The organism is Dyadobacter sediminis (genome assembly GCF_005860765.1).
Lineage (GTDB): Bacteria > Bacteroidota > Bacteroidia > Cytophagales > Spirosomataceae > Dyadobacter > Dyadobacter sediminis.
Genome location: NZ_VCEI01000025.1, coordinates 335,028 through 359,957 on the forward strand (window position 1 = coordinate 335,028; position 24,930 = coordinate 359,957).

Annotated in this window: 23 protein-coding genes; 10 read left to right on the forward strand and 13 right to left on the reverse strand. The window is 44.7% G+C overall.

Annotated elements, in window-relative coordinates; genetic code table 11:
- Positions 1-95 precede the first annotated feature (95 nt).
- Together ftsH and rsfS are read right to left on the reverse strand one after the other, a co-directional pair.
- Entirely contained in the window at positions 96-2,153 is a 2,058-nt protein-coding gene (gene ftsH / locus FEM55_RS13795) for an ATP-dependent zinc metalloprotease FtsH (protein WP_138281954.1), read from the reverse strand.
- A gap of 73 nt (positions 2,154-2,226) precedes the next feature.
- Positions 2,227-2,610 carry a ribosome silencing factor gene (rsfS, locus tag FEM55_RS13800; protein ID WP_138281955.1) on the reverse strand — a complete coding sequence of 128 codons (384 nt, stop codon included), beginning with the start codon at positions 2,608-2,610 and terminating at the stop codon, positions 2,227-2,229.
- A 44-nt stretch (positions 2,611-2,654) separates the two neighbouring features.
- On the opposite strand from rsfS, the gene FEM55_RS13805 reads away from it, so the two are divergent.
- Positions 2,655-3,422, forward strand: a complete 768-nt coding sequence (locus FEM55_RS13805) for a biotin--[acetyl-CoA-carboxylase] ligase (protein ID WP_138281956.1) — start codon at positions 2,655-2,657, stop codon at positions 3,420-3,422.
- Here FEM55_RS13805 and FEM55_RS13810 read toward each other — a convergent pair.
- Both FEM55_RS13810 and FEM55_RS13815 read right to left on the reverse strand, forming a co-directional pair.
- Entirely contained in the window at positions 3,412-3,759 is a 348-nt protein-coding gene (locus FEM55_RS13810) for a transmembrane 220 family protein (RefSeq protein WP_138281957.1), read from the reverse strand. The two genes, FEM55_RS13805 and FEM55_RS13810, sit on opposite strands and share 11 nt — an antisense overlap.
- A gap of 93 nt (positions 3,760-3,852) precedes the next feature.
- A complete protein-coding gene (locus FEM55_RS13815; RefSeq protein WP_138281958.1) occupies positions 3,853-4,554 on the reverse strand; it encodes a tetratricopeptide repeat protein in 702 nt (233 codons plus the stop codon).
- Positions 4,555-4,834: 280 nt separating this feature from the next.
- Between FEM55_RS13815 and fsa the strand changes: the two genes are divergently transcribed.
- Positions 4,835-5,491 (forward strand): fructose-6-phosphate aldolase, encoded by a 657-nt coding sequence (gene fsa, locus FEM55_RS13820; protein ID WP_138281959.1) that lies wholly within the window; start codon positions 4,835-4,837, stop codon positions 5,489-5,491.
- 30 nt (positions 5,492-5,521) lie between these two features.
- Positions 5,522-6,196, forward strand: a complete 675-nt coding sequence (locus FEM55_RS13825; RefSeq protein WP_138282568.1) for a cell division ATP-binding protein FtsE — start codon at positions 5,522-5,524, stop codon at positions 6,194-6,196.
- A gap of 125 nt (positions 6,197-6,321) precedes the next feature.
- Here the strand turns inward: FEM55_RS13825 and porX are convergent, their stop codons facing one another.
- Both porX and kdsB read right to left on the reverse strand, forming a co-directional pair.
- Positions 6,322-7,887: a T9SS response regulator signal transducer PorX gene (gene porX, locus FEM55_RS13830; RefSeq protein ID WP_138281960.1), complete on the reverse strand. Its 1,566-nt coding sequence runs from the start codon at positions 7,885-7,887 to the stop codon at positions 6,322-6,324.
- 159 nt (positions 7,888-8,046) lie between these two features.
- On the reverse strand, positions 8,047-8,784 hold the full coding sequence (gene kdsB / locus FEM55_RS13835; RefSeq protein WP_138281961.1) for a 3-deoxy-manno-octulosonate cytidylyltransferase: 738 nt from the start codon (positions 8,782-8,784) through the stop codon (positions 8,047-8,049).
- A 56-nt stretch (positions 8,785-8,840) separates the two neighbouring features.
- Between kdsB and FEM55_RS13840 the strand changes: the two genes are divergently transcribed.
- The 4 genes from FEM55_RS13840 to FEM55_RS13855 are packed head-to-tail and all read left to right on the forward strand — an operon-like array spanning position 8,841 to position 11,647.
- Positions 8,841-9,629 (forward strand): DUF4905 domain-containing protein, encoded by a 789-nt coding sequence (locus FEM55_RS13840; protein WP_171036547.1) that lies wholly within the window; start codon positions 8,841-8,843, stop codon positions 9,627-9,629.
- A 3-nt stretch (positions 9,630-9,632) separates the two neighbouring features.
- The gene (locus tag FEM55_RS13845) at positions 9,633-10,625 is read left to right on the forward strand and encodes a LysM peptidoglycan-binding domain-containing protein (protein WP_138281963.1); all 993 of its coding nucleotides are present in this window, start codon (positions 9,633-9,635) and stop codon (positions 10,623-10,625) included.
- Between the two features lie 20 nt (positions 10,626-10,645).
- Positions 10,646-10,858, forward strand: a complete 213-nt coding sequence (locus FEM55_RS13850; protein WP_138281964.1) for a hypothetical protein — start codon at positions 10,646-10,648, stop codon at positions 10,856-10,858.
- Positions 10,859-10,873: 15 nt separating this feature from the next.
- Positions 10,874-11,647: a TIGR02757 family protein gene (locus FEM55_RS13855; RefSeq protein ID WP_138281965.1), complete on the forward strand. Its 774-nt coding sequence runs from the start codon at positions 10,874-10,876 to the stop codon at positions 11,645-11,647.
- A gap of 79 nt (positions 11,648-11,726) precedes the next feature.
- Here the strand turns inward: FEM55_RS13855 and FEM55_RS13860 are convergent, their stop codons facing one another.
- The 4 genes from FEM55_RS13860 to FEM55_RS13875 form a co-directional block, all read right to left on the reverse strand.
- Positions 11,727-15,074, reverse strand: a complete 3,348-nt coding sequence (locus FEM55_RS13860) for a ThuA domain-containing protein (RefSeq protein WP_229209257.1) — start codon at positions 15,072-15,074, stop codon at positions 11,727-11,729.
- Between the two features lie 166 nt (positions 15,075-15,240).
- Positions 15,241-16,293, reverse strand: a complete 1,053-nt coding sequence (locus FEM55_RS13865; RefSeq protein WP_138281967.1) for a sugar phosphate isomerase/epimerase family protein — start codon at positions 16,291-16,293, stop codon at positions 15,241-15,243.
- Positions 16,294-16,383: 90 nt separating this feature from the next.
- On the reverse strand, positions 16,384-17,529 hold the full coding sequence (locus tag FEM55_RS13870) for a Gfo/Idh/MocA family protein (RefSeq protein ID WP_138281968.1): 1,146 nt from the start codon (positions 17,527-17,529) through the stop codon (positions 16,384-16,386).
- Positions 17,530-17,604: 75 nt separating this feature from the next.
- Positions 17,605-18,732: a Gfo/Idh/MocA family protein gene (locus tag FEM55_RS13875; protein ID WP_138282569.1), complete on the reverse strand. Its 1,128-nt coding sequence runs from the start codon at positions 18,730-18,732 to the stop codon at positions 17,605-17,607.
- Positions 18,733-18,974: 242 nt separating this feature from the next.
- Between FEM55_RS13875 and FEM55_RS13880 the strand changes: the two genes are divergently transcribed.
- Positions 18,975-20,225 (forward strand): MFS transporter, encoded by a 1,251-nt coding sequence (locus FEM55_RS13880; protein WP_138281969.1) that lies wholly within the window; start codon positions 18,975-18,977, stop codon positions 20,223-20,225.
- A 72-nt stretch (positions 20,226-20,297) separates the two neighbouring features.
- On the opposite strand, the gene FEM55_RS13885 is transcribed toward FEM55_RS13880, so the two are convergent.
- A complete protein-coding gene (locus tag FEM55_RS13885; protein ID WP_138281970.1) occupies positions 20,298-22,706 on the reverse strand; it encodes an endonuclease MutS2 in 2,409 nt (802 codons plus the stop codon).
- 108 nt (positions 22,707-22,814) lie between these two features.
- Positions 22,815-23,333, reverse strand: a complete 519-nt coding sequence (locus FEM55_RS13890; protein WP_138281971.1) for a DUF7935 family protein — start codon at positions 23,331-23,333, stop codon at positions 22,815-22,817.
- A 140-nt stretch (positions 23,334-23,473) separates the two neighbouring features.
- On the opposite strand from FEM55_RS13890, the gene FEM55_RS13895 reads away from it, so the two are divergent.
- On the forward strand, positions 23,474-23,770 hold the full coding sequence (locus FEM55_RS13895) for a HesB/IscA family protein (protein ID WP_138281972.1): 297 nt from the start codon (positions 23,474-23,476) through the stop codon (positions 23,768-23,770).
- An 8-nt stretch (positions 23,771-23,778) separates the two neighbouring features.
- Here the strand turns inward: FEM55_RS13895 and FEM55_RS13900 are convergent, their stop codons facing one another.
- Entirely contained in the window at positions 23,779-24,351 is a 573-nt protein-coding gene (locus tag FEM55_RS13900) for an NUMOD4 domain-containing protein (RefSeq protein ID WP_138281973.1), read from the reverse strand.
- A 160-nt stretch (positions 24,352-24,511) separates the two neighbouring features.
- Here FEM55_RS13900 and FEM55_RS13905 point away from each other — a divergent pair, with 160 nt between their 5' ends.
- On the forward strand, positions 24,512-24,871 hold the full coding sequence (locus tag FEM55_RS13905) for a CoA-binding protein (protein WP_138281974.1): 360 nt from the start codon (positions 24,512-24,514) through the stop codon (positions 24,869-24,871).
- The last annotated feature ends 59 nt before the right edge of the window (positions 24,872-24,930 follow it).

Consider the following 24,930-nt stretch of genomic DNA (forward strand, 5'->3'; position numbering starts at 1 on the left):
ATGAAAGTTAAGGTCGGTAAATATAGTGCATATCTCAAACAAAAAGCCGGACAAGAATCAACTTATCCGGCTTATTTTGAATATTCAACTAGCGATTAATCGTCAGAAGCGCTTTTTTCAGCTTCTGCCATTTCCTCTTCTTTATGCTCTTTTTCAAGCGTATGCTTTACTACTTCCTCATGAATTGCAGCTTCTTCATGCGATCTGCGGTTGATGTAAGCCTGATAACTGGTTTCTTTTTCATACGGCCTTTTTCCGATCAGCTTTTCAAGATCACTCTGAAACAAAATTTCCTTTTCAAGCAATTCCTTGGCCAGTACTTCCAGTTTGTCGCGTTTGTCACTTAAAAGACTTTTAACAAACTGATAAGCCTGATCAATCAGCTTTCTTACTTCTTCATCAATGGCTTGTGAAGTAGATTCGGAATATGGTTTCGTAAACGCATAATCACTTTGTTTGGAATCGTAATAGGAAATATTTCCGATACGTTCGTTCATTCCATACATGGTAACCATGCTGTAAGCCACTTTCGTAACGCGTTCAAGGTCACTTAACGCACCTGTTGAAATCTTTCCAAAAACAACATCTTCAGCTGCACGTCCGCCCAGCGTCATACACATTTCATCAAAAAGCTGCTCTGTACGATACAGATACTGCTCACGCGGTAAATACTGTGCATAACCCAATGCCGCAACGCCACGGGGAACAATCGATACTTTAACCAAAGGATCAGCATGTTCCAGGAACCAACCTGCTACGGCGTGGCCGGCTTCATGGTACGCAACGATTTCTTTTTCTTCAGGTGAAATCAGCTTGTTTTTCTTTTCAAGACCACCGATTACACGGTCCATAGCATCCTGAAAATCCTGCATGGTTACTTCATCGCGGTTACGGCGTGCTGCAATCAGGGCTGCTTCGTTACAAACGTTTGCGATTTCTGCTCCTGCAAAACCCGGAGTTTGCGAAGAAAGCTTTTGAATATTCACGTCCGTCGACAATTTCAAAGGTTTCAAATGCACTTTGAAAATTGCTTCACGGCCAATTACATCCGGCTTGTCCACAGAAATCTGACGGTCAAAACGTCCTGGCCTTAACAAAGCAGGGTCCAGTACATCCGGACGGTTTGTTGCGGCAACAATAATGATACCGGAATCGGTAGCAAAACCGTCCATTTCCACCAGTAACGAGTTCAGCGTATTTTCACGCTCATCGTTTGAACCCGGCATGGCACCTCTTCCGCGGGAACGGCCCACGGCATCAATTTCATCAATAAATATGATGCAAGGCGCTTTTTCCTTGGCCTGCTTGAACAAATCACGCACACGCGCTGCACCAACACCCACAAACATTTCTACAAAGTCAGAACCTGAAAGTGAGAAAAAGGGAACGCCCGCTTCACCGGCAACGGCTTTTGCAAGCAAGGTTTTACCGGTTCCGGGAGGGCCTACAAGCAACGCACCTTTAGGAATTTTCGCACCCAGTTTTTTAAATTTGTCCGGACTCTGAAGATACTCTACAATTTCTTTGATCTCTTCTTTTGCTTCATCCAGACCGGCAACGTCGTTAAAAGTTATTTTAACCTTATTTTCAGCATCAAACAAAGTAGCACGTGAACGGCCGATATTGAAAATCTGACCGCCGGGTCCAACTCCGCCTGACATTCTGCCAAGAATAAAGTACATCACCAGAATCATGACAATGAAAAAGCCCCAGGTTCCGAGAAAACTGGTCCAGTCATTTCGTGTATCCACTACAAACGGAACTTTGTCATCGTCAGGAACCCCTTCCTGCATTTTGTCAAAATCCTTTTTGAAAGTTTCCGCCGAGGTTACCTGAAACTGGTAATGCGATACAGATTCGCCGCCGAAGTAGTTATTTTCTTTTGCAACAACTTTGTATTTATCCTGTTTCAGAGCCTCCGGTTTCAGCGTAACTTCCACGGATTTATCATTGACAATGGTTACCCGTTCCACTTCCTTGTCAGCCATCATCTTCTCGAAGCGCTTCTGAGTCGTTTCGCGGATTGTTGAGGTTCTGTTAAGGTATGTTATTCCAAGTATGGTGGCAATCAGAGCGGCTATAATCCAGCCCTGATATCCTTTTTGAGGACTTTTAGGACTGAGCGGCCCTCTTTTGTTATCGTTTTCAGACATTCTGTGTATTTAATTAAGAGGAAATATATTAAACAACATTCCGGGCATAATGAATGTTCATCATGCCCGTGATTTATACCATGGATTCTTCCAGGTATGTTACTTCCGCATCTCCCCAAAGTTCTTCAAGATCGTAATGTTTCCGGCGATCTTTATTAAAAATGTGAGCTACAACGTCCACATAATCAATTAGAATCCATTCTCCATTCGCCTTGCCTTCCTTCTGCCAGGGCTCTGTTTTGGATACTTTATAAACTTCGTCTTCAACCGAGTTTGCCAATGCATCGATTTGGGTATCAGAATTACCCGAACAGATTACAAAAAAATCAGTTATTGAGTTTTTTACGTTTCTTAGGTCAAGAATTGCAATATCCAAGCCTTTCTTTTCAATCATTCCTTTTGCTACCAGCTCAGAGAGATCTTTTGATGATAGTTCTTTATTTTTACGTTCTTTCATTCGTAGTTAAATCCTTTTCTAAACCCTAAAGTAAAGCAAAAAAATTGTACAACTCTATACAGGATACCTTAATAATTGGTAAAAAAGTTATATATCTGCCAAGTTGTCACTCTACAAACGACATTGCGGCTGAAATAGTGCACGCAGGTTTATTTGCAGAGGGGACAATTGTCATTACCGATAATCAGGTCAAAGGAAAGGGACAAAGAGGAACGGTATGGCAGGCAAGCCCGGGTGAGAATCTGACTTTTTCAGTAATACTTTCCCCGTCGTTTATAACAGTTTCGGAGCAGTTCCTGATCAGTCAGGTTATTGCATTGGCAATCCGAGCTTATTTGAGCCAGTATGTCGGGCATGTAAAAATAAAATGGCCGAACGATGTTTATGTGAATAACAGGAAAGTATGCGGCATACTGATCGAGAATTCAATACAAGGGACTAAAATAGCCGGTTCCATTGTCGGAATCGGTTTGAATGTAAATCAAAAAGATTTTGAAAACAGCAATGCCACATCACTTTCCAGGGAAACAGGAAATTTATTCTTACTGCCGGAAGAATTTCAGAAAGTTCTCACATTTCTGGATGTATACTATCAGCAGATGAGGTCATTGTGGAGACACAATGACCTTCGCCAGGAATACCTCAGCCACTTGTACGGCTATAATGAAACCGTGACATTCAACTACCAGAATCGGATTGTAAAAGGAACCGTAACCGGCGTTACAGCCATTGGGAAAATCCTGGTAAAACTCGAGACAGAACCCGAAGTACTGGAACTGGGATTAAAAGAAATCGAATGGATTATTCAATAACCGGACTCTGGCCCCATTTTCCGATAACCGCCATTACCACAGCGCACATTCCCAAGCCGAGTGATTCTCTGGCAAGTTCGATGTTCAGGCTGCGCATGGCGGTTTCACCGAAGAAAATGCCTTCAAATTCCGGTGGCCATTGCAGGATGGCGGCTACGAGGTAACCGGCAGCAAGTACGTAAAAAACCCAGTTCGGCCATAAATCCCGGATGCTCATAAAACAGGCCAGTGCGGCAAAGCTGTATGTGGCAATCCAGACGCCCGAATCGGGATCATTCCATTGAAGATAGGCAAAAATTACAAATACAATTCCGAAAAATATTTTGAAGAATCTCATTGTTCAAACTTGTTGAATGTATAAAATGGATGCTGTTGTAATAAGCCGCATAGTAACAATTATTAATCATTTGCGAGTTATTTTTCCACATTTTTATTGACAAAACTGCGCGATTGCTCCGGCGGCATCGGAATAGCCCAGGTTTGCAGCCTGTTTGAGGTTTATGCAGCCAAGATCTTTTTCTCCGGAATTCCACTGCGCAAGGCCGAGACCGTAGAATGCCTTGCTGTACGCAGCATCCAGTTTGACCGTCTGACGAAAAGCCAGTGCTGCTTTTGTATAATCCTTGCTGCGGTAATACGTGTTTCCCAGATTATACCACGCCTGTTTGTTGTTTTCATCCAGTTTGGTCGCTTTTTCAAAATCGGTGATTGCTTCCGGAATTTTTTCCATCAGCACCAGCACTTGTCCCCGGTTCAGGAAGATATCGGCGGTATCCGGAGCCAAGGCCGCTGATTTGTTGTAATCGGCAAATGCAGAATCAAGGCGGTTTTCATCCGTATACAGCAGCGCGCGGTTAAAATAAGGGCGATAGGAATCTGGCTGTATTCTGATGGCCTGATTAAAGTCCAGCAAAGCACTCGGGTATTCTTTCAGTTCATAATATGCTACGCCGCGTAGATTAAAAGCCTCGGCATTATCCGTACTTTTTTCAATGGCTTTGTTAATGTATTCGATGGCTTCGCGGGATTTACCTTCCTGCATCAATTCCTTGGCTTTTTGGAGGAAAGCATCGGCGGATTCAGAGCAAGAAGACAGGAAAATTAAAAAAATAAAAAAAAATAATCGGGGCATATGGCTTCATTTCTAATTGATTCGCACAAAAGTAAAGCGAAAGATGAAACGATTGTTTTCTTTTTGTCAATAAAATGTCTTTATCTTTGCAGCGGCAAATCGGAACTACCAGCTCCTTCCGAATCCCCCAGGTCCTGACGGAAGCAAGGGTAGGTGGTCGATGCGGTGAGATTCTCGGTTTGCCTTTTTTTATGCCCTTCCCCTTCAATTCTCTTCATTCTTTTTGCTTTTGGCCAGGGTTTTCTACTTTTGTGAATATTCAAAACAATCAATTCCCTATATGAAATTTTTTATTGATACGGCTAACCTGCACGAAATCCGGGAAGCGCAAGCGCTTGGCGTGCTGGATGGCGTTACCACCAATCCCTCGCTAATGGCCAAGGAAGGAATTAGCGGCAAGGACAACATCATGCGTCACTACAAGGCAATCTGCGATATTGTGGATGGTGACGTAAGTGCAGAAGTTATTTCAGTTGATCTTGAAGGAATGATTCGTGAAGGAGAAGAACTTGTTGAAATAGATGATAAAATTGTAGTAAAGATTCCAATGATCAAAGAAGGCGTAAAAGCCTTGAAATATTTTTCCTCCAAGGGCATCCGTACCAACTGTACATTGATTTTTTCCGCAGGACAGGCATTGCTGGCCGCCAAAGCAGGCGCAACGTATGTGTCTCCGTTCATCGGCCGTCTGGATGATATTTCTACGGACGGAATCGGGCTTATTGAACAGATTCTTACCATTTACAGAAATTACGGTTTTGATACGCAGGTGCTTGCAGCTTCCGTTCGTCACCCGATGCATATCATTCAGTGTGCAGAAGTGGGAGCAGACGTAATGACAGGTCCGTTAAGTGCAATGGAGGCGTTGCTGAAGCATCCGCTGACAGACATTGGTCTGGAGAAATTCCTTGCAGATTATAATAAGGGAAATTCCTAGTCTAGAAATTACTTTTCTTGAATTAACATGATTGAGTCAACAGAGCCAATTATTGTACTGGATAGGGCAGATATTTATCAAGGTGAGCGGCCTGTTTTAAACGATGTCCATTTTGAAATAAAAAACGGCGAATTCGTATATATGATTGGCCGTACCGGAAGCGGGAAAAGTTCACTTCTCAAAACCCTGTATGCGGATTTGTGGCTGCATACCGGATCTGCCAAAGTTGCCGGTTATGAACTTCATCATATCAAGCGGGCCGACATTCCTTTTCTACGCCGGCGCATTGGTATTGTGTTTCAGGATTTTCAGCTGCTTTCCGACCGTTCTGTTGAGGATAATCTTTCTTTTGTTCTGCGTGCAACCGGTTGGAAACAGCAGGCGAAAATTGCCAAGCGCATTGCGGAAGTTCTGATGCAGGTCGGACTGGGAACGGCTCAGAAAAGAATGCCGCATCAGCTTTCCGGCGGCGAGCAGCAACGTGTGGTTATTGCACGCGCCATGCTGAACGAGCCCCGGATTCTGATTGCCGACGAGCCGACCGGAAACCTTGATCCGGAAGTAGGTGAACAGATCATGCAGGTTTTCAGGACGATCAATAATGCCGGAACGGCTATTCTGATGGCAACACACAATCATGATTTTCTGAAACGTTACCCGGCACGCGTTTTAAAATGCGAAAACGGAAGCGTCGTGGAGGGCTGATGGATGGTTTTTGGCGGTTAGCTTTTAGCGATTGGCTTTTAGATAAAAAAATATGGATTAAAATAAAAAGGAGAAGCGCGGAATTCTGTTCCGCGCTTCTCCTTTTTTATAATTAAATTCAAAAATTATTTTGCTTTCATATCAATGATCGGAATGATCATTTCCTCCAGTGAAACGCCGCCGTGCTGGAACGTATCACGATAAAGGTTTACATACTGATTGTAATTGTTCGGATACGCAAAGAAGTAATCTTCTTTTGTAAACACATACGAAGTCGAGACATGCGGTTTTGGCAGGAAAATACGTTCCGGCTTGCGGCAAACCATCAAATGATTGTCATCAAATCCAAGGTTTTTTCCGTGCTTGTAACGCAGGTTTGTATTGGTTTCACGATAGCCGATGATTTTGACCGGCTTCTGTACGCGGATCATTCCGTGATCCGTTGTCAGGATCAGCCTGCATTTCTTTTCAGCAACTTTCTTAATGAAGTCGAGTAACGGCGAATGCTGGAACCACGATCTTGTAATGGATCGGTAAGCAGCTTCATCCGGCGCCAGTTCTTTAATCATCTGAACATCCGTACGTGCGTGCGAAAGCATGTCCACAAAGTTGTAAACGACAACATTCAGCTGATTGTTGAGCAGATTGTTGAAGTTATCAATCAGCGATTTGCCCTGATTGGTATTCAGAATTTTATTATAAGAAGATTTTATGTTGAAATGATTCATTTCCAGCTGCTTCTGGAGAAAATCGTATTCGTGGTTGTTCAGCCCTTCTTCACCTTCCGGTGTATTTTCATCGCTTACCCACCATTGCGGATGCTTGCGTTCCATTTCGCTTGGCATCAGTCCGGAAAAAATCGCATTTCTTGCATAACCCGTTGTGGTCGGCAGAATGGAGTAATAAGAGGATTCTTCTTCGATGTTAAAGTAATCCTGCAGAATCGGCTGAATCATTTTCCACTGATCATACCGGAAATTGTCAATCAAAAGAAAAAACAGCGGTTCATCCGATCCTTTCAGATGCGGGAAAACTTTTTGTTTCATAAGCTGATGCGAAAGAATCGGCTTGTCCGACTTCGGATCATTCAGCCAGTCTTCGTATTCTTCCTCAATGAATTTACAGAAATTGGCATTGGCTTCACTTTTCTGCATGCTGAACACTTCCGCCATTCCCTGATCTTCCGAACTTTCGAGTTCCAGTTCCCAATAAATCAGTTTTTTATAAATATCCGCCCATTCTTCATGGCCGATCCGGTCTTGGTATTGCGTGGCCAGGTTCCGGAATTGCTGTTGATAGGTAAGCGTTGTTTTTTCTGTGACAAGTCTTTTATTTTCAAGAATTTTTTTGACAGAAAGCAAGATCTGATTGGGATTCAGAGGTTTGATCAGATAATCATCGATCTTGGAACCGATGGCATCTTCCATAATGTGTTCCTCTTCACTTTTCGTTATCATTACAACAGGTAAATTGGGCTGCTGCTGTTTGATCTGGGCCAAAGTTTCAAGTCCGGTCATGCCGGGCATCATTTCATCCAGAAAAACAATGTCAAATCGGTCGTTTTCGATCCGGTCCAAAGCATCGGCACCGCTGTTGACGGGCGTTACGCCATACCCTTTGTTGGTCAAAAACATGATATGAGGTTTTAGAAGATCTATTTCGTCATCGGCCCAAAGAATGTTGTATTGCATAAGCGTTGTTTTCGTTTGAATTAGTGGAAATCTCTACAAGGGTAACGTGTCAATCAAAAGCAGTCGTATAAAAATACACGTTTTAACGTTTTTTAATCCTGTACGCGCCCTTGTCAAGCATTATCCTGAATTGTAAAAATAGCATTCCAAGTCATCGGTTTACGACAGGAACTTTCTTGTAACCCGTTCCAGATCGTCGGGCGTATCCACGCCGTGCGAGTCGTCGGAAGTAATCACGGCCTTGATGGCATAGCCGTTTTCAAGCCAGCGAAGCTGTTCCAGTGCCTCCGCTTTTTCCAGACCGGAAACCGGCAGCTTTGTGATTTCGGCAAGAACATCCGAACGGTATGCATATATCCCGATGTGTTTATAGAAAACATGCGAATCCAGCCATTCAGGCTGCGCTGCATTCCGCAGGTAAGGAATCGTCTGGCGGCTGAAATACATGACTTCCTTTCGTTTGTTCAAAACAGCCTTTGGAACATTTACATTAAACAAAATATCTTCATTGTCTACAATTTTCACCAAAGTTGCCAGTTCCGTAACACCGTCGAGTACGGCAGCCAGACTGTCAATCGGTTCCGGACTGATAAAAGGTTCATCGCCTTGAATATTGATCACATATTCATAATCTCCCGTTTTGGAAAGGGCTTCAAAGCATCGGTCCGTTCCGCTGTGATGATTTTCGGAAGTCATAACAGCCTGTCCTCCAAAGTGTTTTACATGATTCAGGATTCTTTCATCATCCGTCGCCACAATAACCTGATCAAGCTGCGTAGCTTTCCTGGCTTGTTCGTATACCCGCCGGATCATACTTTTTCCTCCGATATCGGCCAGCGCTTTGGCAGGAAAACGCGTTGAAGCATAGCGGGCCGGGATTATTCCTAAAATTCGCACGATTTTGTTATTAGTATGGTCCGATTGTTAAATTTGAATCAAATAAAGGTAAAAAATTGCATAAAATCTTTTCACATCCGTTTTCGCAAAATATCTGGAGAATTCTTCCTGATCCGGATGCAGACAGCAACTTGTGGGCTATCGAGTTACGGGAAGCAGAAGGAAAAAAAGTCTCGTTTGCAGTGGCTGATGTCGCTGTACAGCAGCTCTTATGGCATAATCAGCCGGAAGGTACAGACTGGTGGACTTCACTGACGGCTTTTTCGGGTAAACAGCTTTTTTTGCATAACTACCGTTACCCGGAACTTCCCGAACCGACTGACCTGCTTGCCGTTAATGCAGCAAACGGACAAACGCTGTGGGTGCTGCCCAATTATCTGATGGTTAAAAAGATTGCGCCGGACAGGATCGAGGTTGCGACAAAAGCGGGCGAGCAGTTCAGGCATATGTCGTGCAATGCGGAAACCGGGGAAATAATGCCGCTTTCCGGTGAATACAAAGAGCAGTCCGGTGAAATAATTTTGAAAGAGCCCGTTCGTTACAAACAGGGAAATCCATACTTTGACCAGCTTGGTTCGTTTATTAAACAAGTTACAGGCGGACATGTTGCTGTGAACATTGATTATCTGGAGAAAAGGCCCTATATAATGTTTTCTTATTATATTTACGAGCAGGATAAAGCCATTCAATATCTCCTGATTGTGACAAACAACAAGCAGATTGTTTTACACGAACAACTGTCTGAAGAACGCAAGGGAATAGGCCGCTCCACCATGATGCTGAAAGCTTCAACGCTGGTTTATCTTAAAAACAATAACGAGTTCTCGAGTTTAACTTTTTCATAATAAATGAAATACATTTTTTGCCTGACTTTTCTGGCAGGTTTGTTGACAGGCATGGTTTGTACACGTGCCAATGGAATGAATGCAGTAGACTCTGTGGGGGTTGAAAAAGTAGGAGGTAAGGTTTTTGTTTTGCACAAAGTAAATCAGGGGCAGACCATGTTTGCAGTAGTCCGACAGTACGGTACTACGATTCAGGCACTTCGGGAAGCCAATCCGGGAATGAGCGATCAGATCCAGTCCGGACAAACAATCCGGGTACCTTACATAGCAAAAGCTGGTAAAAAGGATTCTAAAAAGGAGGAAAGGAAAGAGGAGAAAAAGGAAGAAAGGAAGGAAGAGAAGAAGGAGGAAGTGAAAAGTTTGAAACCGGCTGCTGTAGCACCGGCTGCATCAGCTCCGAGTGCCGGATCAGCTGTCTCAGTTGCTCCGAACGGAATCCATAAAGTAGAGCCGGGGCAGACTTTGTACCGTGTGGCTGTGAAGTATGGCGTGCTGATGGCGGACCTGAGAAAATGGAACAATCTTACAGATGACAATATCAGAGAAGGTCAGGAGCTGATTGTCAGTGAAAAAGGTGCTGAGAAAGTCGTTGCTTCGGTGGCTCCTCCGGAGCCGAAAGTTACAACCACAACGGTTGTGAAAGATTCTGCAAAAGCCAAAACCGTCGTTCCTGAAAAAGTAGTGAAGCCGGTGGAAGAAGTGGCTCCGCCCAAAGTGGTTCGTGGTAAAAGAAAATCGGAATCCGGTTTGGCCGAGGTAATCGAGACGGATGAAAGTACAAGCAAATTTCTGGGTCTTCACCGTACGGCTCCGATCGGCGCTTTGGTGGAAGTGCTGAATGAATATAATCAGGAAAAAATCATTGTCAGAATCATAGGCCGTATTCCGGATACGAGCATCAACGACGATATTGTTATTAAGTTGTCTTCCAGAGCTTTCGAAAAAGTTTCTCCAAACAGCAAAAGATTCAGGGCCGTTGTAAGTTATCTGGAATAATTTTTGAATAACCTGCAAATATGAAACATTCACCAGAATTCCGTTCCAAAAGAGAAGAAGAAAGAGCCGCGCTCAAAAACACGGCAGGATATAAAATGTGGAGCATTATGTTCACCATGCTGTATCCATTCATTGCCATATTTACGTTTTTGTTCTCCGGAATCGTCATGTTTTTTTCCGGTATATCCCGAATTCTGGCTTACATGTTCCGTGGAAGCCAGGCCAAACACTAAACACAAGCATTTACTATTTCACCTTATTTAATTGATTTACTCGAAGAAAAAGCAGAACAGTATAATTGTCCTGAATTTATTTCTTCCGATCCGATCAGCATTCCGCACTTGTTTTCACGGAAACAGGATATTGAAATAATGGGTTTCTGGGCTGCGGTACTAGCCTGGGGACAGCGTAAAACCATTATCAATAAATGTCTGGAACTTTCCGCATTCATGGATCATGCGCCGTATGATTTTATACGGAATCATGAAGAACGCGATCTGAGGCCGTTTCTTAATTTCAAGCACCGGACGTTCAATGCAACGGATACACTTTATTTTCTGCATTTTTTCAAACAATATTACAGCCTTCACGATTCACTGGAATACGCTTTCAGCAGTCATATGAAACCGGAAGATCAGACGATTGAAAACGGGTTGATCGGTTTTCATGATCTGTTCAGCAATTCGGAGCATTTTCCGCCCCGAACGCGCAAGCATATTGCGACGCCTGTCAGAAAATCATCATGCAAACGGCTGAATATGTTTTTGCGCTGGATGGTCAGAATAGACGATAAAGGGGTGGACTTCGGGATTTGGAATACAATTACGCCGGCTCAGCTTGTCTGTCCTTGCGATGTGCATGTGGATCGCGTTGCAAGGCTTCTGGGATTGATCAAGAGGCCAGTAACAGACTGGCAAACAGCGACAGAACTTACTGCTTCACTAAGGTTGCTGAATCCGGATGATCCTGTCAAATACGATTTTGCGTTGTTCGGACTGGGCATTGAAGGTTTTGCCAAATGAGTACATAAAAAAACAGCTTCCCGGAAAGGAAGCTGTTTTTTGTTAGACTAAGCGCTGCCGAAGTTTTCGGCTGTGATTTTTACATCACCGCATTGTTAAACTTAATCCAGTCAACAGCAAAAAGTGCTTTATTGCCTGCAGAGGGATTTTTGAATACAAAGAACAACTTGTGAAGCCTGCCGTCAGCTGTGACTTTTACCGGAATATCCACGTTTCCTGTATTTTCAACCTTGGCTTCACCTAGTTTAGGCCCGTTTACAGCATCCATGTGAACTTCAATGATTCCGCCCGCAGTCCGAGCGGCATTATGGCTTACCGATAAAGTCAGGCCGGAAACTTCATTCAGGTCAATATCTTCGAATCCGATGAAGCTGTCATTTTTCAGCGCAACGATCACGTCCGTGCCTTTTTCACCTTTGAATGCCACCGTGTTTCTTGTTGTATCCGCAGCATTTGCCATCAGTGTTGACGGGCGCAGGGCAATGGTTTTAAAACCGGTTAACGGTCCCATGGAATTGCTTCCTTTATCCGTGTAGCTGGCTGAGAAAATGTATGAACCTTCTTTTTGTTTGGCTTCAGTAACGTAGCTGCTTTTCAGCGGCTTTTTGTCGACTGTTTTTTCCTTGGCAAGCGAAAGGATATACTTTACCATTTCCTCGGCTTCTTCCGGCTTGTGCTGAGGATGCGCAGCCATGGCCTGCTCGCCCCAGTTTCCGCCCCCGCCTTTGATCACTTTTTCAGCAAGTGTCTTTACTGCATTGCGTTCTTTTTCATACCGTTTTGCTACTTCAATGTAAGCCGGCCCGATGGATTTTTTGGTAATGGAATGACAGGCTTTGCAGTCGCTGAGCTCGATCAGTCTTCTTCCGGTTTCAAATCCTGTATTGGCCTGATGACCTTGTGCAAGCTGCGTTTTGTCATAACCTTCCAGATAATCAATGGTCAGCATGACATCTTCTTCAGGAATTTTTTTGTCGGCAAGGCTGCCGTCTTCCTTATCCATTACAGAAACTTCGTAATTGACAGGTTTTCCGTTCCAGTAAAAAGTCTTGTTGCCTTTAATCGCCACATCCACTTTCGGAACTGCGTTTCCTGCTTTAATCGTGACTTCGGAAGTATTGGAATTGCCGGCACTGTCCGTTATTTTCAGCGTAGCCACGTATTCGCCCGGCTTTGCATACGTAAAGGTCGGATTTGCAGCAGTGCTTTTCGGCAGTCCTTTTCCGAATGTCCATTCATATTTGATTGCGTCCCCGTCATAATCCTTTGATCCTTTTGATAAAAAGTTCACTTTCAGCGGAACGGCTCCAACCGTGTTTGTAGCAGAAGCAATCGCAACCGGCGCACGATTTCCGGCGTTAAACGTAATGTGTGACAAGCTGGCTTCATCATTTTGTGCAAACCAGTTCGGGCCGTATTCCAGCGTGTATAACGATCCGTCGTTGGCAAACTGCATGTCAATCGGGTGGCTGAATTTTCCATTTGGCATGAAACGCTCCATATTCACAAGATCGCCCTGCTCATTCATCGTCACAACGTTGATATAGTCACGGATCCAGTCGTAAGCAAAGAATTTTCCGTTATAATAATCCGGGAATTTTCCTTTTCCGTTCTGGTAATCAGCTGCATAATAAACAGGACCGGCCATGGCATTGCGGCCGCCTTTTCCTACAATCGCCCCGAATTCCGGCGAATCCGCATACGGGTACCAGATAAATGCAGGCTGTGCAGGAGGCAGTTCCTGAAGACCTGTATTGTGAGGCGAGTTGTTTACCGGTGCAGCCGGATCAAAAGGCTTTCCGGAAGTGCTATCGGCAAAGTTGAAATCCACATAAGGTTTGTTGTCGGCAATGAATAGCGGATAACCGAAATAGCCTGCTTTTCTGGCCTGATTTACTTCATCATAGCCTCGCGGACCGCGTTTCGGATCATCGTTGGATGCATCCGGGCCAACGTCGCCCCAATACAAATAACCGTTATGCTGATCCACGGAAATCCGGTACGGATTACGCGTGCCCATTACATATATTTCCGGACGTGCTTTCGGGTTGCCGGCCGGGAAAAGGTTTCCTTCGGGAATATCGTACAGGTTTGTTCCACCCGGCATGTTGGCGCGGCGGTCGCCATAACGCGGCTTGATGCGCAGTACTTTACCCCGCAGGGAATTGGTATTGGAAGAAGAATGCTGTCCGTCCCAACCTTCGCGGCCCGGACGCTCGTCCATCGGACCATACCCGCTGGATTGGAACGGATTTACATCGTCACCCGTAGATAAATAAAGATTTCCTTTGCTGTCCCACGCGATAGAACCGCCGGTATGACAGCAATCCGTTCTTTTTACAGGAACGGTCAGCAGCACTTCTTCGGTCGAGAGCAAAAGCGTATCTTTTACATCATCATATTTGAAGCGCGACAAATGCTGCGCCGTATCGGCTTCGGAAGACGGCGGCGAATAATACAGATAAACAAGCTTGTTGGTTTTGAAATTCGGGTCAATGTTCAATCCCATCAGACCGTATTCCTGTTTGGTATAAACCGGCACTTCGGCAGCTAGCTTAACTTTTCCTGTCTTCGGATTGTACAGTTTAAGTTTTCCTTTCCGCTCTGCAAATAAAACGCGCTGATCATCCAGTACAACAAGTTCAGTAGGTTCGTCCAGCTTGGAAGCCAGTATTTTTTTGGTAAACCGGTTTTCTTCCGGACGGGCTTTGGAATAATCCAGTTTGGAAGCCATGACGTAATTAAGGCCGCCGGTCAGGTGTTTTACAAATACAGGATTTACGTACGTTGCATCTTCATGGCCAAAATTGGTATAAAATGCTTTTCCGCCATCATATTCATGGTACCACGACATGGGATGATCGTCGCCCATCTTCCCGTCTTTGTATGTTTTTTCATCAATTTTCACCAGAACAGTTACTTTCGGGTTAAAGCTTTTGAAATCATAAAACTCATCCTTGATCTTCCATTTTTTCGGAAAATCGGTCATGGACGGATGCTGGTCGTTCACTACGTATGCTTCGCCTTCCTGCACATTCGGGTTTCCCGGATGGCTGGCAAAGTAAGCGCCTGAAAGTTTGTTATACCACGGCCATTCATACTCCGTATCCGTTGCCGCATGAATCCCGACATAACCGCCGCCCGCCTGAATATAGCGTTCAAAAGAATCCTGCTGCTTGTCGTTCAGGATATTTCCGGTGGTGTTCAGGAAAATAACCGCGCTGTATTTCTGAAGATTTTTGTCTGTAAAAACCGCTGCGTTCTCCGTTGTATCCACGGCAAAACCTTTTTCACGTCCGAGGTTCAAAATTGCAGTTCTGCCTGCCGGAATGGAAGAATGCCGGAATCCGACTGTTTTGGAAAAAACCAGAATCCGTTTTTCCGGTGTTACGGTCTGTGCAAAAGTTTCCAGACAAAAGCAGGTCATTAAGACCATACTTGCCGCCTGCAAACATTTTAATGAAGTTTGATAAAGAAAATTACGCATTCCTAATATAATTGTTGATTAACGGATAATACTTGAATATACAAAAAAAACCTATACTTCAGAAGGAAGATAGGTTTTCAATATACTTGTAAATAGCAATTTATAGTTACAGGCCGAGCACTTTACGGTTAAATGCCTCGTCTGCACCGGTTCCGGCAAAATCATCAAACGCTTTGGTTGTAACTTCAATAATATGGTTTTCAATGAACGGAGCACCTTCCGCAGCGCCCTGTGACGGCGATTTGATGCAGCATTCCCATTCCAGAACTGCCCAGCTGCCGTAATCGTACTGGGATAATTTGGAGAATATACTTCCGAAATCCACCTGTCCGTCACCTAATGAACGGAAACGGCCTGCACGATCTGCCCAGCCTGCAAAACCGCTGTAAACGCCCTGCTTTCCGGAAGGATTGAACTCGGCATCTTTCACATGAAATGCTTTGATACGGTCGTGATACAGATCAATGAATTGCAGATAATCCAGCTGCTGCAACACAAAATGGCTCGGATCGTAATTGATGTTGGCGCGTGTATGTCCGTCGAGGTAATCCACGAACATCTCAAAAGTAGAGCCGTCGAAAAGATCTTCACCCGGGTGTAGTTCGTAGGCAACGTCCACGCCGTTCTCGTCATAAACGTCCAGAATCGGCTTCCATCTTGCTGCCAGTTCTTTAAATGCGGTTTCTACCAAGCCGGCAGGACGCTGCGGCCATGGATAAAGGAAAGGCCACGCCAAAGCGCCGGAAAAAGTTGCACTTGCGGTAAGTCCCAGATTCCGGCTTGCTACGGCTGCATATTTCAGCTGCTGCGTTGCCCATTCGGCTCTTGCTTTCGGGTTGTTGCGAACCTCGGGAATGGCAAAACCGTCGTACATTTCATCATAAACAGGGTGGGAGGCTACAAGCTGCCCGATGATATGTGACGCCAGTTCGGTAATTTCCAACCCTTTGTCTTTCAGTTTTCCTTTTAGTTCATCCGCGTACGTTTGTGACTCGGCGGCAAGTTTTACATCAATAATCCTCGGGTCCCAAATTGGTAATTGTACGCCTTTGTAGCCAAGGTCAGCCATGTAACCGGCAATGGAGTCCAAAGAATTGAAAGGTGCTTCATCGCCCAGAAACTGCGCAAGAAAGATACCCGGTCCTTTTATCGTTTTCATAATTTGTCAATGTTAATGATGAGCAAATAATTGCATGAGTGAATGAATTTGCCGGAGCATTTCACTATTCACTCACTTTTTCATTCAGAGTTAAATCGTAACCCAGGCCTGTGCCTTGTTGCTTTCCAGGATTTTTTCGCAGATCAGCAATTCACGGTATCCGTCAGCGAAGGTCGGGAAAGTTGGGTTTTCGGGCTGTTTGCCTTGTGCAATCGCCGCATATACTTCTTTGAACATCTGCTTGGAAGTATCTGGAAAGCCTTCATTATGGCCGCCGGGGAACGTTATCGTTGAGCGCACGTCTTCATTTACAAGAGACGGGTCGCGCAGCAGGATTTCATTGGCTTTGTCACGGTTTCCGATCCACATTTCATTCGGGGATTCGGAGCACCAGTTGAATGTCTTTTTAGATCCGGAAATTTCCAGCGACATGCGGTTTTTACGACCGGCAGAAACTTGTGAAACGGTTATCACGCCTTTATTGCCGTTGTCGAAACGGAGCAGTACATTGGCATGGTCTTCAGTTGTAATGGGAACATCCGCATAATCTTCAGGCTGAAGCATTTTTCCGGAATAGGTTTCTACGGCTTTCAGCGGCTTTTTGCGTGTTTTATGAACAGTATTGAAATCCGCCATCACGGCCACCGTTTTCAAACCTGTAATGTATTCCAGAATATCCATCAAGTGCGAGCCGATGTCTGCAATCGCACGTGAATCACCGGATTTGTCCGGCTCGAGGCGCCAGTTGTAATCGGTTTCGTAGAAAAGCCAGTCCTGAAGATAAGAACCGATAAATGAATAGATTTCACCCAGTTCGCCTTTCTCGCGCATGGATTTCATCTGGCGCGCCAGCGGATAGTAACGAAGGTTAAAATGAACGGCGTTTACGAGACCGGTTTTGGCGGCAAGTTCTACCAATTCCTCTGCTTCGGACAAGTCCTTTGCAAGCGGTTTTTCGCAGATGACGTGCTTGCCGGCAAGCAAGGCAGCTTTGGATTGGGAATAATGAAGAAAATTGGGCGTACAAATATGGATTGCCTGAATGTCGTCCTGTTTCAGAAGCTCTTCAAATGTGTAGGATCTTGCAATTCCAAGTGCATCGGCCTTTTCTTTGGCGAGTTCGGCAGTGACTTCACAAAGTGCGGCAACTTCTACTTGCGGAAGACGTCTCAGCGCTTCAATGTGTGCGGGTCCGATGAAGCCTGTACCGACAACGCCAACTTTAATTTTGTTCATAAACGGGTATTGAATGAAAGGTGAAAAACAATCCGCATCCGCGGTTTAACATTATAAATGGTTATTTAAATTAAATCAGAAAGCAGTCCATTTGGTCTCCGAATTGTTGGAAGCAATGACGGTATCAATGAACTTCATGCCCCGCAGCCCGTCTTTTGCCGTAGGAAAATCGTACACCGGATCAGGCGTTGTGCCTTCCCAGTATGCCCTTACATGAATGGCAAAGTTCCTGTAAAGATTGGCAAAAGCTTCGAAATAACCTTCCGGATGTCCGGCCGGAATGCGCGTATGCACCTGAGCCGCTTTGGACAAGTTGCCAACGCCCGTACGGATTATTCTAACGCCTTCATTGGTTTTATGGATCAAGGTATTCGGCTCCATTTGCTTCCATTGCAGACCGCCGGTTTCGCCGTAAACGCGGATGTTGAGGTCATTTTCTTCTCCGTTGGCAATCTGGCTGTTCTGGAGAATTCCTTTTGCGCCATTGTTGAAGCGGAGCAGAATGTTGGCGTCGTCGTCCAGCAACCGGCCTTTTACAAAAATAGTCAGGTCGGCACACAGTTCTGTAATTTTCAGACCGGTTATATATTCGGCCAGGTTTTCGGCATGTGTTCCGATATCGCCCAGTCCGCCTGCAGCTCCCGAGCGTTTCGGATCTGTGCGCCATGCGGCCTGTTTGTTGCCAGCCACTTCCACATAAGCCGAAAGCCAACCCTGCGGATATTCCACAATTACTTTTCGGATTTCACCGATTGCGCCGGAAGCAATCATTTCCCGCGCTTCTTTTACCATCGGGTAACCTGTATAATTATGCGTCAGGCAAAAAACCAGACCGGATTTTTCAGCAATTGCAACAATTTCTTCTGCTTCCTGGGTATTTAATGTAATCGGTTTGTCGCAGACAACATGAAAGCCGTTTTCAAGAGCAAGCTTTGTCGGTGCATGATGTACATGGTTTGGCGTTACAATGGACACAAAGTCCATGCGTTCGCCTTCCGGCAACTCTTTTTCCTTCAGAATCATTTCCTCATAGTTATCATAAATGCGGTTTTCTGGCAAATACAAGGCTTTTCCTGTTTCTTTGGACTTGGCCGGGTCGGAACTGAATGCGCCACAAACCAGTTCAATTTCTCCATCCATGATAGCAGCACGGCGATGGACTCCGCCTATAAAGGCTTCCAGAGAACCGCCCACCATACCCATCCTGATCTTTCTTGACATTCCAGTTGGTTTAAAGTTTTGAAAAGATTTTACAATTATAAAGAGTAGTATACATGACTCTTACTTCTTACAAATATAATTTTAACACATAAAAAACACTGCTCAGGCATAATTAAAAGCAGTAGAAAAAGCGTTAATTTGTTTTTTTTGTGAAAATCTTATAAGAAATCAGTAGCCCGAGCTCTTAAACAGTCTAATTCAAATAACCAAATCCTTTTAGTCACATGACTCAAACAATCAACAGCGGCAGACTTTTTAATGCCAGTTGTCTTGCCATTATTACCACGGCCTTTTCATTCAGCATCCGGGCAGGTATTCTTCCTCAGCTTGGATCCGAATTCGGCCTTACCGCCGAGCAGCTGGGCTTTATCAATTCCATGTTCTTTTTCGGCTTCCCGATTTCAATGGTTATCGGCGGTATTGTTTACCATTCGATTGGCCCGAAGATCATTATGCAGGTAGCTGTTGTTGCGCATACGCTGGGTATTCTGTTAACGATTTATGCAGGCGGATATACCGGTTTGCTGGTTTCGACATTTTTTATCGGATTTGGTAACGGTTGTACCGAAGCGGCCTGTAACCCGATGATCGCGGATATGTATACAAGCAACAAGCTGAACAAAATGCTGGGCCGTTTTCACATGTGGTTTCCGGGCGGAATCGTAATCGGCAGTTTGATCTCCAAATTCATGACCAGTGCAGGCGCATCCTGGCAAACGCAGATCTGGGTGCTCATGATCCCGACTGTGATCTATGCATTCCTGTTTTTCGGTCAGGCTTTTCCTCGTCCGAAAGTAGAAGGCGTTACTTCGCTTTCCAAAAACTTTCAGGCTATGCTTACACCGCTCTACATTTATATATTCTGCTGCATGGCGCTGACAGCCATTACCGAGTTTGGTCCTAACCAATGGGTATCCGTAGTTTTAAGCAGCAGCGGCGCGGATGCCATGCTGGTTCTGGCACTGACTTTCGGTGTCATGACACTTGGCAGACTTTTCACAGGTCCGGTTGTGGACCGGTTTGGTCAAACGGGCGTTTTGTTCGGAGGAGCCATTCTTGCAGCCATCGGTATTTATATGTTCAGTACGGTTACCGGTCCGATTGCTTATCTGGCGGCAGTTATTTTTGGCTTGGGCGTATGCTTCAACTGGCCGATTATGATCGGTTTTGTCGCACAGCGTGTTCCGCTTAGCGGCGCTTTGGGTATGTCCATAATCGGTGGAGTTGGTATGTTGTCCACATCTATATTTCAGCCGTTTATCGGACGCTGGATTGATTCCGCACATGCTGAATATGCAGCAAAAGGCGTTACCGGGCCTGCATTGGAGCTGGCAGCCGGACAAGCGACTTTATCCACAATGCTGACTTTCCCGATTATTCTGATCGTTCTGTTTATCGTTCTGTGGTTCTGGGCAGGCAATCCTAAAACCGGATCTGTGGACGAAATCAAAGTGGCAGAACAGCCTCAGTTGTAATCTTATAGTTATAAAGCAAAAAGGCAGGCGATTTTACATCGCCTGCCTTTTTTTATTGGATATAAGCCTATTTTATTTCAGCTTGACAATCGTTACGCCGGCACCGCCGCGATCGGGATGTTCATCCTGCATGCTTGCGACCTGCGAATAGCCGCGCAGATGATTTCTGACCAGCGTTCTTAATATGCCGTCGCCTTTTCCGTGTACAATCCGAAGTTCGTCATAACCCAGCATAATGGCATTATCCATAAACTGATCCACAAGCCCGAGTGCTTCCTCGCCGCGCTTGCCCCGCATGTCCAGATTAAAGCTGAAATTCAGCATGCGTTCATTTAAATCCACACCTTTTGCACTGGTTTTCAGCTTCTTTTCACCAGTCGCTGCTTTGTAGGTTTTGTTGGAAACCTTTTCCAGCCGGTTCAGTTTAACCGTGGATTTCAGATCGCCAATCCTGATTTCAGCATCTTTTCCCTTGATCGCAAGTACTTCGCCAATGGCCGTCTGGCCAATAATGCGCACGTAACTTCCGGGCGTAATTTCTCCGCTTTCCGGTTCAAAGACTTCCACTTCCGGAGCTGGTTCTGCAACTGCTGCAAGTTCCAGGTTTGCTTTTCCGAATTTTTCAAGCTCCGTTCTTACCGTCTTGGTTTTTTCCTTTTCGGCCTTGTTTTCCTTGATTTCCCGGATTGTATTTTCAATCAGCTGATTGGCATCCGAAAGCAGGTTTTTGGCTTTTTGCTTGGCTTCGTTTACAATTTTCTTCTCATTGTTTTCCAGGTTTTCCTTTAAAGAAGTGTAGTCGGCAAGCTGTTTGGTCAGTTTTCTTTCTTTGATGCCAAGTTCAATGTTCTTTTCTGCAAAAACCCTTCTTTCAATATCCAGTTCTTTCAGCAATTTTTCAAAATTCACTTGCTGCGTTCCGAGCTTTTCCTTGGCCCGGTTTACTACGGCAGTCGGCAATCCTATTTTCGAGGCAATTTCAAAGGCAAAGGAACTTCCCGGTCTGCCGATTTCCAGCTGGTAAATCGGTTCAAGGTTTTCGCCGTCAAAGCGCATGGCTCCGTTTACAAGCCCTTCCGTTTTATCAGCCAGCACTTTAAGGTTGGTATAATGCGTATTAATAACGCCGTATGCGCCCGATTTTGTCAGGTTTTCCAGAATAGCTTCTGCAATGGCGCCGCCCAGTCCGGGCTCGGTTCCGGTTCCGAATTCGTCGATCAGAAACAGCGTACGCTTGTTGGCCAACGTCAGGAAATGGCGCATGTTTGTCAGGTGCGAACTGTATGTACTCAGGTCATTTTCAAGCGATTGCTCATCTCCGATATCAATGAATATATTCTGGAAAAATCCCATGGAAGAGCCTTCTTCCACCGGCACAAGCAACCCGCACTGGAACATGTACTGAATAAGCCCGACGGTTTTCAGCGATACGGATTTACCGCCGGCATTTGGTCCGGAAACGATCAGAATGCGCTGGTTTTCTTTCAGTTCAATATTCAGCGGAACTACTTTCTTGCCCTGTTTCTGAAAAGACAAATGCAGAAGCGGATGTCTTGCATTGCGCCAGTCGATGAACTGCCGGTTGCTGAAAGGCGGATTAATGGCACTCATTTCAGCCGCAAGTTTTGCCTTTGCCCGCAGAAAATCCATCAACCCCAGAAACTGGTATGCTTTCTGAAGATCCGGCACGTAAGGCCGGAGCTGACTTGTAAGTTCCAGCAAAATTCGGTTTATTTCCCTGCGCTCTTCGTATTCCAGTTCACGGATTTCGTTATTGGATTCAAAGACATCCGTTGGCTCAATGAAAACGGTCTGTCCGGTTGCGGATTCGTCATGTATAAAACCTTTCAGTTTTCGTTTATGCTCGGCTGAAACCGGAATCACCATACGTCCGTTGCGGATCGTAAGCGAAACATCATCGCCGATCCAGCCGTTGCTTCGGGCGGATTTCAGAATGGTATCCAGCTTTTTACGAATGCCGGCCTGTTCGGAAATCAGGCGTTTTCTGATCCTTGACAATTCCGAAGAGGCTGAATCGCGAATCTGGCCACGGTCATCAATAATACGGTCAATGGCATCCGTAATCGCTTTTTCGACTTTAATGCTTTTGGAATATTCACCCAGAATCGGATAAGCGTCCGGTTCCTGACTGTCAAAAAACCGCAGACAAAGCCGAATGGTCTGCATCGATACTTTCAGGTCCGAAAATTCCTGCTGCGTGAGCAGCATGCCCTTTATGGCGGCACGTCTCAGATAAGGTGTTGCGTCAATATAGTTCTGGGAAGGAAAGTTTTCACCGATTTCCATGATCCGCTGCATTTCGGCCGTCTGGCTGACCAGCTTTTCCACAAGGCCGAAATTTTCTGAAAACTTGATTTTCTCTACATACCCTTGCCCCAGCGGGCTTATACAAGCTTCTTTCAGGCGTTCCCTGAGCTTGTCAAAACCTAATTTCTGTTCTAATGTATTTGGATATAGCATTGGATTGAAAGTTAGCTTCCGGCAGTTGTCCGTCCGCTTTTTCCGACATGCTGCATTTTACTGTAAATGCAGCGTCTGTTTGTTCTGGTTTGTTAATGAATTTTTAATTTAAAACAGCCCCCGGATTTCTTCTTTCAGCACTTTCAGGGCATGTGCCGAAGGCTGCACTTCTTTTTCAATGACATGCGAAAAGATTTTTTTCGCCAGATCCGAAGGCGGCGCTTCCGCCGGTATTTCCGAAGCCGACTGATTAATGACCGCTACGGTTTCGTTCATTGCGTTCGTAATCTGCTCCCATGCATTGCTGCTGATGTACATTTGCTGGGCTACATTATGGTTGTACTCTTCGCGTATTTCCTGAAGAAGCAACTGCTGAAGTTCCAGTGCACTCATTGCGGAAGGGACCAGACGCAGCAACAGGCTGTTTGGCGCCATTCTTTCAAGAAAAAGGCACATTCTTTCATATGCCTGTAACCTCAGCGGAAGGGTGATGCCTGTATTTGTACTTCTGATGTCCCATCTCTGTTTTTCAAAAACCTTGTCGGCTACGGTTGTAATGGTCAGGTACATGCCATATACCATGGCAACTCCCAGGATCAGGACAACAAGTAACGAGTAATATTCCATGTTTTTATTTCAATTTATTCCGGATAACGACTACAAAATTAGAATATTGACGTGATTTAACATCGTTTTATTGCAGGAACGAATGCATTGCAGACAAATGGTGTTCATCTTTATATGCAAAAATCAAGCAATACTCTATTATGGAAAGTCCGGTTCAGCTTACTGAAAAAGCCAAACTTGAAATAAAAACAACATTAAGGTCCAATAAAATTCCCGACACTTACGGCCTGCGAGTCGGACTCAGAGGCGGTGCGTGCAGCGGAACATTTCTGCTGGGTTTTGATACGGCTACGGAGAATGATCTAACCTATGTAATTGAGGATATTAAAATATTCATAGACAAGCGTCACCTCATGTACGTAATCGGCGTATCGGTCGATTATGAAGAAGGAACGAACGGGAGCGGTTATACGGTTTCTGCGCTTGATAAGATGTAAAACGCTGTTTACTCCTCAATAGTAACGTGTTTCCAGTTTTCGCCGGATCGGATCCTGTTCAGCTGCGTATGCGTGATGCCAAATTGTTTTGCAATCATTTTCAGCCTGTTATTATCATTTTTAAGTAATTTCTTGATAATACGCACCTTGCTTTCCGTTAGTTTATAGTTTTTCGTACGTCTTGGTATCACACGATTGACGAAGGCCGGATTTTCACGGTTATGGTCAATCATTTCCATTTTTGTGACCCATTTCAGATTTTCGAAATAGTTGTTCTGTTTCTCAAAATCAACATGGATCACAAATATATGTTCCGGGCTTGCTTTTTCCACGAAGTGTTCGGCAACCAGTTTGTGTACATAGCGGTTGATCGTTTTTCCTCCGGCTACCCGGATATTAAGTGATCTGTAACCCTGAATAACGGATCCTTTGATGATGGCGCCTTCTTTAGGGTTATTTTGAAAACTTTTTAACCTGCCGTAATTTGACACTTCATAATGAGGAGCATTCTCGATTTCGTCGAATATAATTTTTGCCCACTTTTCATTCCAGAAACTCCGACTTACATTTGACTCATTCATTTGGATATAGATCTAATATTAATTTTTTCAAAGGTTTGTTTAACTAAGGGCACTTTTATACTGCATTCTTTTGATACAGGAAACGATTTTGTAATCTAAATATGTTAATCCAGTGCATGTAGCAAATGTGTAATCATTGTTTTTACCAAATCATTAAAGCATGAAGCGTACTCTTATTGTCGGAGCTTCCTCAAATCCATCCAGATACGCTTATCTGGCAGCACAAAAACTCAGGAATTACGGTCATCCTTTTTTACTTCTCGGACGCAGAAAAGGTTTTGCGCTGGGTGAAGAAATTCATACGGAGCAAGTAGCATGGGAAGATGTGGATACCGTTACCTTATATATCAATCCAAGTCACCAGCCCGACTACTATGCGTATATCATTTCCTTGAAGCCTAACCGCGTCATTTTTAATCCTGGCACAGAGAACCCTGAATTTAAAAATATGTTACTTGCCAAAAATATCATACCAATAGAAGGTTGTACGCTTGTGATGCTTTCAGTCGGGCAGTATTAAAAATCATGCCTGATCTTTTGTAATTTAATAAAATAGTTCTAAAACCTGCAGTAAATTAT